Origin of the sequence: Enterobacter sp. RHBSTW-00318 (assembly GCF_014101375.1) — a bacterium.
GTDB classification, from domain to species: Bacteria; Pseudomonadota; Gammaproteobacteria; order Enterobacterales; family Enterobacteriaceae; genus Enterobacter; species Enterobacter ludwigii.
The window spans coordinates 1634658-1646755 of the sequence record NZ_JABXQH010000001.1; the positions used below are offsets into that span (position 1 = coordinate 1634658).

General features: G+C 54.2%; 8 protein-coding genes. 5 read left to right on the forward strand and 3 right to left on the reverse strand.

The genetic code is table 11. From position 1 onward, the window contains the following. Positions 1-7: 7 nt before the first annotated feature. Positions 8-6049 carry an Ig-like domain-containing protein gene (locus HV157_RS08220; protein ID WP_182268320.1) on the reverse strand — a complete coding sequence of 2014 codons (6042 nt, stop codon included), beginning with the start codon at positions 6047-6049 and terminating at the stop codon, positions 8-10. A 309-nt stretch (positions 6050-6358) separates the two neighbouring features. Between HV157_RS08220 and HV157_RS08225 the strand changes: the two genes are divergently transcribed. After that, positions 6359-6982 carry a response regulator transcription factor gene (locus HV157_RS08225; RefSeq protein WP_047744057.1) on the forward strand — a complete coding sequence of 208 codons (624 nt, stop codon included), beginning with the start codon at positions 6359-6361 and terminating at the stop codon, positions 6980-6982. 23 nt (positions 6983-7005) lie between these two features. Here the strand turns inward: HV157_RS08225 and HV157_RS08230 are convergent, their stop codons facing one another. Both HV157_RS08230 and HV157_RS08235 read right to left on the reverse strand, forming a co-directional pair. After that, a complete protein-coding gene (locus tag HV157_RS08230; protein WP_020885116.1) occupies positions 7006-7959 on the reverse strand; it encodes a helix-turn-helix domain-containing protein in 954 nt (317 codons plus the stop codon). Positions 7960-8021: 62 nt separating this feature from the next. Beyond that, positions 8022-8750, reverse strand: a complete 729-nt coding sequence (locus HV157_RS08235; RefSeq protein WP_025204764.1) for a cysteine hydrolase family protein — start codon at positions 8748-8750, stop codon at positions 8022-8024. A gap of 296 nt (positions 8751-9046) precedes the next feature. On the opposite strand from HV157_RS08235, the gene HV157_RS08240 reads away from it, so the two are divergent. The 4 genes from HV157_RS08240 to HV157_RS08255 all read left to right on the forward strand — a co-directional run bounded on the left by HV157_RS08240 (position 9047) and on the right by HV157_RS08255 (position 12015). Then, positions 9047-9673, forward strand: coding sequence for a response regulator (locus tag HV157_RS08240; RefSeq protein WP_182268319.1), 627 nt, complete (start codon positions 9047-9049; stop codon positions 9671-9673). Between the two features lie 28 nt (positions 9674-9701). Then, positions 9702-10475 carry a response regulator gene (locus HV157_RS08245; RefSeq protein WP_182268318.1) on the forward strand — a complete coding sequence of 258 codons (774 nt, stop codon included), beginning with the start codon at positions 9702-9704 and terminating at the stop codon, positions 10473-10475. Positions 10476-10802: 327 nt separating this feature from the next. Then, positions 10803-11276 carry a heme-binding protein gene (locus tag HV157_RS08250; protein WP_020885120.1) on the forward strand — a complete coding sequence of 158 codons (474 nt, stop codon included), beginning with the start codon at positions 10803-10805 and terminating at the stop codon, positions 11274-11276. 46 nt (positions 11277-11322) lie between these two features. Further along, entirely contained in the window at positions 11323-12015 is a 693-nt protein-coding gene (locus HV157_RS08255; RefSeq protein WP_182268317.1) for an outer membrane beta-barrel protein, read from the forward strand. The last annotated feature ends 83 nt before the right edge of the window (positions 12016-12098 follow it).

Sequence of the window (12098 nt, forward strand, 5' to 3'; positions counted from 1 at the left end):
CGCAGGATTAAACAAGTGTTTCACCCGCTTTGATTGATTGACTGATAAAGGGTGCGGGCTTTCCAAAGAGATATCCTTGTGCCAAATCACACCCTAAACGTTGAAGGCATAAGAGTTGATCATTGGTTTCAACGCCTTCAGCAATAATTATCATATCAAGGCATTTCGCCATGCCGACCATTAATTTTGCGATGGTCTGAGTTTCTTCATCCGTGGATATTGTTCGCACAAAAGATTTATCGATTTTTATTTTATCAAAGCCTAACTGAATCAATCTTGAAAGGGAGGAATAGCCCGTACCAAAATCATCAATAGAGATTTTTATGCCCAGCACTCTGAGCGCCATAAGGATTTCGATGGGGGTTTCACTGTCAGTAAACAGCGAAGATTCCGTCACTTCCAGTTCGAGTCGGGTCGCGGGCAACCCCGTTTCGGCCAGCACTGCGCGTACTGTATCGACAAAATTCATACTGCTTAACTGCACCGGAGACACGTTGACAGAGATCCTTGCCGGCACCTTCCATGTCGTCGCTTCCTTGCAGGCGATTTCAAAGGACTGATACTCCACTCCGCCAACGTTAACCGTGCCACCGTTTGTCCAGTTGCCCGGGTCTATATCGTTTGGCAACAGGTCGCTGAGATTGACCCGATCGCCTGCATCGCCCTTCACCATCAACTGGTTGAAGTCGTTATCGTGGAACAGGTTCTGTGTGGCGTTTTCCAGCACATCGCCCGCGCTCAGCGTCAGGGTGTTGTTGCCTGTTCCCGTAATATCGAACACTTCCATTGACTGGATTTTGTTGGTCAGCGCGCTCATATCGAGATGCTGATCCGCACCCAACAACTTCAGCGTGTCCGTCCCTTCTCCCCCCTGGATCACCGCGTCGGTCAGGCTGGCCACGTCACTCACCTGATAGAGGTTGTCCGCCGCGTCGCCATACCAGACATCGCCCTGGTTATCCGCCAGGAATTCACCCGGCGTGACGGTTTTCGCCGTGCCGCTCACCACCAGGTTATCGATACTGAAACCAAATCCGGTGCTGCCCGGCTGCTCCTGATGGTGAATTTCCATCCGGTAAACCGGCGTATCCTCCTGGCCTGTGAACGACACATGGACGTTACGGTTGCTGATCGGCGCGTTCACAGGCTGAGAACCAATCACATTGCCGTTGATGTCATAGAACGTCACCACCGTAGACGGACCCGCAAATCTCGGGTTGAAATCGAAATCGACGGTTTTGGCGCCATACTGGAAGTCGACAAACATGCTGGCTTCCATCCCGCCATCTGCTGATGAACTGAACAGGTACAAGCTGCTTGTGCTTCCCGCCCCGATGGTCTGTCTGTCGAATTCGTAGTCAGCCGTACTGGTATCCGTCGTGTGTGAGAAACGCATTCCGTGCACCCACTGGCCCGCATTGATCGCCGTAAACTCATCCGCTGATTCAAAGCTGTTGGTGCTGGTGAAGTCGCTGGTACGGTATTTCGAGCTGTTACCCGCCGCGTCCACAATGGCTGCCCCGACCGGAATATCGGTATAACCGCCCGGCGGCAGGCTCAGCGTCACGTTACCGTTCGCGATATCCGCGGCCGTCAGCGTGTGCGTGACAGAGACATCTCCGACCTTCACCAGAACCGAATCACCCGCCGTCACGTTGCTGCCCGGCAGCGTGACGGTGACATCGTTACCGCTCCGCACCACGTCGGTCGGGGCGTCCGGTGCAACCTGATCCACCACCACGTTCTGCGACGACTCGGTGTAGTTACCTGCCGCATCAACAACACGGGTCAAAATGGTCCAGTCAGCGCTGTGGCCCTGCGTGTCCACATAGGCCCACTTATCGCCGTCGACCAGCGCTTCCTGCCAGGTCGCACCGCCATCAACGGAGACAAGGACTTTGTCGCCCGCGTCCAGCGCAGCCGAGAGATGGCCGGTGACCAGGCTGCCAGGGCCGCTGTTATTGGTGATGAAGTCCGCATCGCTCACGCCGGAGTCTTTACTCAGGCCGTCAGCCACCGCACTGGCCGTTGGCGCTTCGGTATCAATGGTGATTTTCCAGGAATCGCTCGGTGCGCTTCTTACGCCCGTCGGGCTCTGGAACACCACGTTCATCTCCAGCTCTGTACCGTTATTCTGCGGCGGTAACGTGTAGTTCCAGCTGCCGTCAGGCCCGACGATGACGGAGTCGATCAGGGTCGTACCGTCGTAAATAAACACCCGGTCACCCGCCACACCGGTACCGCGCAGGGTCGGGGTGGTATCGTCGGTCACAGACGGGTTCGCCAGATCGCCCTGAACCAGGCCGACATCATCCGCTATACCGTCCAGGGTGCCGGTCGGAATGCGGGTATCGAGCGTCAGCTCAAACGGCGCAGTTTGTGGACCGTCACCGGTGCCGGTGTTTTCACTGGCGGTGATCTGATATGTGCGATCCGCCGACAGCGCTGGGTTGACGGTGTACTGCCATTGACCCGTTGTCGGATCGGCCACCACGCTGTCAACCAGGTTTCCGTCAACGTAGACTTTCACAATGGCACCAGGCGTAGCGCGGCCCACAACGGTTGGCGTCGTGTCATCAGTGTGGCTGCCGCTGGCCAGGTTGCCCTGAATGCCACCTTCATCATCCACAACGTGGCTAATCGAAATCCCGTTTCCGCTGGTATCCACGATGAAGTGGATAGGGTCGGATGCAGGTCCGACGTTGCCCGCCTTGTCTTCAATCGAGACTTTCCAGGTGTAGTCGCCGTCAGCCAGTGCAGGCGCCGGGGTGTAGCTCCAGTTGCCGCTGGCATCAACCGGTACACGCACGGTGGTGCCATCGCCCAGGTCGATAATCGCCGTACCGCCCGCTTCGCCCTTACCCCGGTAGGTCGGAGTGTTGTCATCGGTCGTACCGTTGTCGGCGATAATCCCCGGCGTGCCGAAGTCGTCCCACAGTTCAACGTCTGTCGCCTCGCCCGGCGCGACGGAATCAATGTTGATGACCCACTCGCCCGTTTCCGGGCTGCGGTTGCCGGTACCGTCTTCCGCTACCGCACGGAAGCGGTGCTCGCCCTGCGCCAGCGGGGCATCAAATTCAATTTTCCAGCGTCCGCCCGTGACCACGGCACTGCCGATCGGGTCAGGGTTCGCGCCGTCGTACAGGTAAACGGTGGTACCGTCCTGACCGGTCCCCACGAGGGTTGGGCGGTCGTCGTTGGTGGTACCGTTTTGCTGTACGGTGCCGGTGTGAGACTCAACATCGTCAATCACATCGGTAATTGCCGGCGCTGTAGGGACACCGCCCACCTGCACGTTAAAGTTAAAGTCCTCAGACGACTCAGAGCGCAGCCCAGCTTTATCCTCCGCAACAACGCGGACGTTATACGGACCGTTAGCCAACCCCGGAGACGGTTCCCAGGTCCAGGAGCCGGTTTCGGTAGCGCGCACGGAATCCACCACTTTCTCGTTGACGATGATGTAAACGAGGCTATTTTCTTCAGCCGTACCGCTGAAGGTTGGCGTGTTGTCATCGGTGGTTTCACCTGCCGCCAGGTTGCCGGTTCTGTCGCCAACGTTATCGAAAACGGTATCGATGGTCGGTTGTGCCGGTGGCGTGGTGTCAACGATAAAGCCGATCGGATCCGACTGTTCGCTGGCATTGCCTGCCGGATCGGTAATGACCACCACCGCTTCATGTTCGCCATCCGGCAGCGGGATTTGTGGCGTCACTTCCCAGTTGCCGTCTTCACCCACAATCGCAGTGCCCACCACTTCATCGTCGATAATCAGTTCAACGGTTTCGCCAGGCACGGCACCGCCGCCGCTGAATACCGGCTGGGTATCATCGGTGACATCGCCATCGTTAATCGGGCCAGTGATTGGGCCGACGTCATCTTCCACGTCACCGATCACCGGTTTTTCCGGCGCAGTCAGGTCGACGATAAAGCCGATCGGATCGGACGGCTCGCTGGCGTTGCCTGCCGGATCGGTGATCACCACCACCGCGTTGTGCTGGCCTTCAGCCAGTGGGTTTTCCGGCGTCACTGCCCATTTACCGTCTGCCCCCACCACCGCGGTACCCACGACTTTATCGTCGATGATCAGCTCAACGGTGTCGCCCGGCGTGCCGTTTTCACCACGGAATACCGGCAGCGTGTCGTCAGTGGTGTCACCGTCATTGATTGGGCCAACCACCGGACCGACGTCGTCTTCCACGTCACCGATCACCGGTTTTTCCGGCGCAGTCAGGTCGACGATAAAGCCGATCGGATCGGACGGCTCGCTGGCGTTGCCTGCCGGATCGGTGATCACCACCACCGCGTTGTGCTGGCCTTCAGCCAGTGGATTTTCCGGCGTCACTGCCCATTTACCGTCTGCACCCACCACCGCGGTACCCACGACTTTATCGTCGATGATCAGCTCAACGGTGTCGCCCGGCGTGCCGTTTTCACCGCGGAATACAGGCAGCGTGTCGTCAGTGGTGTCACCGTCATTGATTGGGCCAACCACCGGACCGACGTCATCTTCCACCTCACCAATCACCGGTTTTTCCGGCGGGGTGAGATCGACGACAAAATCAATAGGATCGGACGGTTCGCTGGCGTTGCCTGCCGGATCGGTAATGACCACCACCGCTTCATGTTCGCCTTCCGGCAGCGGTTTTTCTGGCGTCACTTCCCAGTTGCCGTCTTCACCCACGATCGCAGTGCCCACGACTTCATCGTCGATAATCAGCTCAACGGTTTCGCCAGGTACGGCACCGCCGCCGCTGAATACCGGCTGGGTATCATCGGTAATATCGCCATTGTTAATCGGGCCAGTGATCGGGCCGACGTCATCTTCCACGTCACCGATCACCGGTTTCGCTGGCGCAGTCAGGTCAACGATAAAGCCAATCGGATCGGACGGCTCGCTGGCGTTGCCTGCCGGATCGGTGATCACCACCACCGCCTCGTGCTGGCCTTCAGCCAGTGGGTTTTCCGGCGTCACTGCCCATTTACCGTCTGCCCCCACTACCGCGGTACCCACGACTTTATCGTCGATGATCAGCTCAACGGTGTCGCCCGGCGTGCCGTTTTCACCGCGGAATACAGGCAGGGCGTCATCAGTGGTGTCACCGTCATTGATTGGGCCAACCACCGGACCGACATCATCTTCCACCTCACCAATCACCGGTTTTTCCGGCGGGGTGAGATCGACCACGAAATCAATAGGATCGGACGGTTCGCTGGCGTTACCCTCAGGGTCGGTGATGACCACCACCGCTTCATGTTCGCCTTCCGGCAGCGGTTTTTCTGGCGTCACTTCCCAGTTGCCGTCTTCACCCACGATCGCGGTGCCTACGACTTCATCGTCGACAATCAGCTCAACGGTATCGCCAGGGTTCGCACCACCGCCACGGAAAACAGGCTGGGCGTCGTCAGTGGCATCGCCGTTGTGGATAGGGCCAGTGATCGGGCCAACGTCATCCTCAACTTCGCCGATCGTTGGTTTGCCAGGACCTGTCGGTGGAGGGGGAATAACGTCGCCGTTATCACCACCGTCATTGCCGCCACGGTTATGGCGAATAATGGAGCCGATGCCAATCGCCGCACCAATCGCCGCTAATGCACCCAGTGCCAGCAAGGCAGGGGAAAACGCGGTACCCGCAACCGCCAGACCGTCAAGGCTGGCAATCGCGCCTGCGCCCAGCGCTTGCGCAGAGGATTCACCGTCCAGCAGGAAAGCAGCTTCGTGGTCATCATCACCGTCGGTGGCGATGTATTCATGCCACTGACCATCTTCCCCTTTACCGACCAGTTCACCCGGATTATCAAAGTAGTCTTCGATAATCAGCTGCGGCTGATCTTCATCAGTGCCTTCCAGCATGATGAACAGGTCTTTACCGACACGTTTCAGGGTAATGTTTTCTGGCGCAACGCCGTTTTCCCCTTCAGCAAGAATGTATTTTGCATTCGGGATGGCTTTAATTTTGACGGCACTGCCTATTTTTTCACTGCGCAGAACGTCGGCTTTGACAATCGTATTTTTATCAACGACTGCAATATTTACTGGCTTGAGATTCATTCGCTAAATTCTCGTGTAAATAATCGATCTGTGTCTGCGCAACGCGCCAGACGCACTTCCATACGGGATTCTTTCCCTGGCTGACGCTATCTTCCTGTCAGAGCGATGGAGTCTTAATAAGACCTGTCGCAAACGACCTGGTTAAGGTTGCAAGGAGACGTAATAAAAGGACTGGTCCGTTATCTGGCAGGCCAGGCAGGACAGCGCTGAGGGGGAAAATAAAGTCTCAGTTAAAGACAAGTCTTAGCCAAATTTGCATTGACGGGATAGAGAATAAATTTTTCCTTTCCCGATTCAGGACAACCAGGAATGTCAGGCAAAAAAGTCATTGTCATGGACGCCAGCCCACTGCTTCGCGCTGGACTCCAGGGCTTATTATCAGAACATGGTCATCAGATTGTTGCGCAGTTTGGCACAATGGAAGAATTGCTGGACAAACATTCGTTGTTCAACGCCGACTTGATAATAATGGAGCATCTGCAACAACAGCCAGACGTGTTTTCTTCTCTGGCTCAGTTAATAAAAAATATCCCTGATACACAGGTAATGATTTTATCCTCATCATCCAGTGATTTTCACATTCAGCTTAGCAGGAAGGCGGGAGCTGCCGGCTATCTTAATAAAAACAGTACGCTGGACAACATCGTCCGGACTGTCAATAAAGTCGCATCCGGCCAGTTCTGTTATGGTAATGAACTGAGGCTGCACCGGACAAAATACCCGCGAGACGCCTCGTTGTTGTTATCGCTATCCCATACTGATATCTGTATCTTGCGCTACATTTCTGCGGGCTACAGCAATCAGGTCATTGCCGGCATAATGAATATAAATAATAAACGCGTCAGCGCTTATAAAAAGCGCATCATGCTGAAATTTAAAATATCCAAATTGACTGAACTGGTGGATCTGGCAAAACGTAATTATCTCTATTGAACAGAAATGACGCCGGGAAATGACTAACGACCACGAAACTCGCGACGATAGCGGGAAGGTGAGGTATTAAGCTGCTTTTGAAAGTGGCGCCGTAAAGAGGTCGTGGAAGGGAAGCCGACGCGTTCGGCAATATCTTCCACTGGCCGATCGGTTTTTTCAAGAAAGCGCTGGGCAACGAGAATGCGCTGGTTCAAAAGCCAGTTTGAAAAACGTTCCCCCGTCGTTTGCTGAAAGCGGCGGGTAAAGCTCCGGCGGCTCATGCAGGCTTTCTCCGCCACGCAGTCCAGCGTGATGGCTAGCTGTAAATTCTCTGTTGCCCAGGCCAGCGCGTCGGTGAAGTTATCTCCACGACGCGTATTCTGCACCGGCAGCTCCACAAACTGCCGCTGCCCGCCCTGACGATGAGGCGGCACCACCAGCAAGCGCGCCACGCGGTTGGCGACATCCGCACCCCACGCCTGTCGAACCAGATGCAAACAGCAGTCGATACTGGCTGCCGTTCCTGCTGACGTCACAACATCGCCATCATCAATGTAAAGCACATCTTTATCCATCTGCACTGAAGGATAAAGACGCTGAAAGTCCGCCGCCCATCGCCAGTGCGTCGTTGCCGGACGGTTTTCCAGCAGGCCTGCGGCGGCCACCACGAACGTGCCCATACACAACCCAACAATGCGGGACCCGGCCGCATGCGCGTTTTGTAACGCCGTTAACAGTTCAGGCTCCGGTGCATGCTCGGGCACATCCCAGCCCGGCACAATCACCATATCCATCCCGGCTAACGCATCCAGACCTCGATCGACCACGATGGAAAAACCGGCATTGGTTTTAAGCGCGCCGGGTGTAGTGGCACAAACCACGAGCTGACACAGGGCGTCACCCTGCGGGGTCAGTGCTTTCTCAAACACGGCATAAGGCACCGAAAGGTGAAAAGGAATAATGCCTTCAAAGACTACGATACCAATTTTCAATGTCATGACCGCCTCCGTAAGCCAGCCAGTATAGAGGGCTGGCTGGCCACAGGGATTTCAGTTCGGTCTTATTTTTCCACCGCCAGCGCCATCACCTGATCCGTGGTCATGATTTCAGCAAAGACATCCGCGACGCCTGCCAGCGCTGCACGCTGCAGCGTGTCGTGATCCACCACGCCCCCCTTCCCGTCATCCAGATCGCGCGTGGCTGTCGCATCTTCCGGAATAATCACGCTATAACCCAGCGGTACAGCATCACGTGCAGTCGATGAGATACACATATGCGTCATCAGACCCGCCACGATGACCTTTTTAATTCCCTGTTTCTTTAAGCGGGCATCCAGATCGGTGCCCACGAAAGCGCTCGGGGTCTCCTTGGTAATTATGGTGTCCTGCGCAGTCGGCTGCAGATCCTTATGGAACTGGGCAAATACGGAATTCTCAGCGAACAGCGGCGTACCGTTTTGCTGCGGGCTATTTTTTGTTATGTGGCGCACAAAGTAGACCGGCATCCCTTTTTGGTGTGCATACTCGACCAGCTTTTTGTTTTTCAACAGCACATCCGCGCCATCCGGGATAACCATCCGACCACGGAAGTCCTGACCCGCGTAATATTCATTCTGAATATCCACCACGATTAACGCGGTTTCAGATGCGGATAAAGACGTCGTAGCAACAGCGCCTGACATCGCGCGAATTGTTTTTGTATTCACCTGATTTGTCTCCTGTGCGGTGGCCTGACTGGAAAATGCGCTCATCATGCTCACCAACAGTGCGGTACGGAAAATCGTTTTCATAACAAGAACTCCCTCTGTGTTGTGTTCGGGAGGCATTATTTCGTATTGACGTAAAAGACAGGAGTCACCTGAAGAACGAAAAACGGTACTTTTGGGCCAATATAAAAAGGATTATCCCGTCGTTCCTGCCGAGCAAATATGCCAGAAAAACCTACTACTCTAATTTTCATGTCATTGAAATAGCGCTATTTCCCGCTTATTGACCGGCGGGTAATATCGTTGCAGATATGGTATAGTTATGCATAATATTCATGCCTGTGTTCATCAGGCAAAGCCCTTTGAACCAGGATGATAAAATGAATAGCGTATTAATCGTGGATGACCACCCGGTTGCCCGTCTGGCGGTGAGAATGTTGCTGGAAAAAGACGGGATGACGGTGATCGGCGAGACTGATGATGGCCTTAAGGCATTACAACAGGCACGTCAATTACTTCCGGATTTGGTTATTGTCGATATCGATATTCCTACAATTAATGGGATTAACGTTGTTCAGCGACTCCGTGCGAATGGTTTTAAAGGCGGGATCCTGGTTCTGACGGGTAAAGATGACGATCATTATATTAAGCGTTGTGCCGGTGCGGGCGCCGATGGGTTTATTAGCAAGCGCAATAATCTGACGGAACTTCATGACGCTATCCGTGCAATCAAAAGTGGCTATGGTTTTTTCCCGATTAACCGCGCCCGCCAGATTGCCGCAGAGGATATTCCGCTGGATGACAAAGGGAATATTGCCAGTCTGTCGGACAAGGAACTGCAGGTTCTGCATTTTCTGGCAAAAGGAAGCCGGATTGTCGATATCGCCGGGGAAATGATGATCAGTGATAAAACGGTCAGCACCTATAAAAGCCGCCTGATGAAAAAGCTCGATCTTAAAAGCCCGAAAGACATTTATGATTTTGCCCTGCGCAACAAAATAGAATGAGCCAACACCGGGTCTTAAAGGGAAAAATGTGACGGAATCCCCTTCGGCGGCACGCCCGCTACGCATACTGACTGTAGACGATCACCCGGCAAGCCGGCTCCTGCTCAGGCAGCAATTGATCCGCCTGGGGTATGAGGTTGTCGAGGCAGAAAACGGCGAACAAGCCCTTGTGCGCTGGAGCGAACAGCAGGTTGATATGGTCATCACCGATTGTAATATGCCGGTGATGGACGGGCTAACCCTCACCCGGCTGTTACGGGAACGGCAGCAAAAACCGTTAATTATCCTTGGTCTCACTGCGAATGCTCAGCCCGAAGAGCGTAGCCGCTGTATTGCCGCAGGTATGGACGACTGCCTTTTCAAACCGCTCAATCTGAAGCAACTGGAGGCGGATCTACAGCGGGTATCCCCAAAAGAGGCGACCACAAAACTTGCTGACCCGGAAGGCCTCGGCCAGTTTATCCGTGTGGACAATCTTCGGTCGTTAACCAGCGATGACAATACCTTATTGTTCACCCTGCTGAATGCCACGCGGGATGAAAACCAACGCGACATGCAACCTTGCCTTACGCTGGCCCGTCAGGGCGACTGGGCAGCGCTGGCGTATCACGTACATCGCCTGGCCGGTGCCGCCGATATCATTGGCGCAACTGCGATAGCGCAGCAGTGTCGCAGTCTTGAAAAGGCATGCGAAGGGACAACGTTGCCCGTCGAGTCTGAAATTGTGCCCCGCCTCCAGGCCCTGCTCAGGGACATCGCGGCGCTGAATCAGGCGATTACAGCCTTCACCACACCACGCTAACCTCAGGTTTACTTTTCCTCACACGCTGTCGAGCGGGCGCCTGCGCCTGGCCTGTCCTGTTTTTCACCGACAAGGACTACACGCCTATAGTCCTTCCCTTACACGCCTATCATCCTGCCCTCATGTATCTCACTGACCTGGAATTTATATAGTGACCCCGTTGTCACCATGGCAACGTTTTTGAAATAAAGAAGGTTGCCATGTTAAATAATTTATTTGAGACCACTACAACAGAACTGCGCTTTCTTATTCTGATGCTCTTGCTGATCAACCTCACGGGCGTTTTATTTTTATTATTTACGCCTCATTAATTAAAAGGTATTCCTTGTGAAAAAGACATTTCTTATTCTGCCTGTGCTCACAGCATTAACCATGACTGCGCACGCTAAATCATTGACGCAGTCCACCCTGTCTCTGGAACAGGCATCTGTACTCGCCAGCGAAGCCGTTAAATCATGCAGCGCTAAAGGCTATAACGTTAGCGTGACGGTTGTCGATGCTGCAGGTCTCACCCGCGCGGTACAGCGTATGGATAACGCCGGGCCACACACCCTGACAGCCAGCTATCAGAAAGCGTTCACCTCTGCGTCCAGCGGAGCGGCGACCAGCCAGCTTCTGGAAAACTCAAATAAGTACCCGGCGGCGAAAAACCTCGGCGATATCCCTGGTTTCTTATTACTGGCTGGCGGCGTACCGGTTAAAGAAAATAACGCCACCATCGGTGCCATTGGTATTGGCGGCGCGCCGAGCGGTGATATTGATGAAGCCTGCGCACTCGACGCTATTAAAAAGCTGAAATAAGTAAAGCTATCTGTCATTTATCGGAAAGATAAAAAAGGAACTTATTATGAACGTAACGCCACGTGTTTTATTCGCCTCTGTGATTTCACTGTGCGCTTCCGGCCCGGTACTGGCTGCCGAAAACGTTAAAGAAGGCTATTACGGCGCCCTGAACCTGATTGACACCTATCAGAAGGCCAAGAGCATGAACCTGAGCGAACGCCCGGGGATCGGTTCATTTGTGGCCGGGGACGAAAAAGAGCACAAGCTGAACGGTTCCGTGGCCGCTGGCTATCAGTTCGGCAATAACTGGCGTACCGAAGCGGAATATGTGTTTAAAGAAAAAACAGAATTCACCAGCGGCTCTTCCACGTTTGCGACCAGTTTCAACCACATGAAAGTTGATTCTGAACGTGCAATGCTCAACGTTTATCGTGACTTTATGATCACCGACAAATTCGCCCTGTACGCAACGGCGGGTGCCGGTGTGGCGAAAGTGAAAGTGGGTGGCTGGCAGGGTAATGACACCCGCGAGTTTGCTGGCAACACGCAAACCAACTTTACCTACTCCGTGGGTGCTGGTGCGTCTTATGAAGTTATCGACGATCTGACCCTGTACGCCACTTATCGTTATGTCGATATGGGCAATATCGAAAGCGGCCGTAACACCTTTGTCAACGCCCGCAGTCTGCAGGATGAAAACCTGCGTGGACGCCTGGTGAACAATGAATTTGTATTCGGCGTGCGCTACGTCCTGTAAGGCACGTTGACAGACAGTTTCATCACCCTCATTTCAGGTATTTTTCCTCTCTTTTATGCCACTTTGCCTGTCCTTACCGCCTC

Excerpts from the sequence above, each read along its gene's own strand:
- HV157_RS08220 (WP_182268320.1), bottom strand. The coding sequence starts at position 6,049 with ATGAATCTCAAGCCAGTAAATATTGCAGTCGTTGATAAAAATACGATT.
- HV157_RS08225 (WP_047744057.1), top strand. The coding sequence starts at position 6,359 with ATGTCAGGCAAAAAAGTCATTGTCATGGACGCCAGCCCACTGCTTCGC.
- HV157_RS08230 (WP_020885116.1), bottom strand. The coding sequence starts at position 7,959 with ATGACATTGAAAATTGGTATCGTAGTCTTTGAAGGCATTATTCCTTTT.
- HV157_RS08235 (WP_025204764.1), bottom strand. The coding sequence starts at position 8,750 with ATGAAAACGATTTTCCGTACCGCACTGTTGGTGAGCATGATGAGCGCA.
- HV157_RS08240 (WP_182268319.1), top strand. The coding sequence starts at position 9,047 with ATGAATAGCGTATTAATCGTGGATGACCACCCGGTTGCCCGTCTGGCG.
- HV157_RS08255 (WP_182268317.1), top strand. The coding sequence starts at position 11,323 with ATGAACGTAACGCCACGTGTTTTATTCGCCTCTGTGATTTCACTGTGC.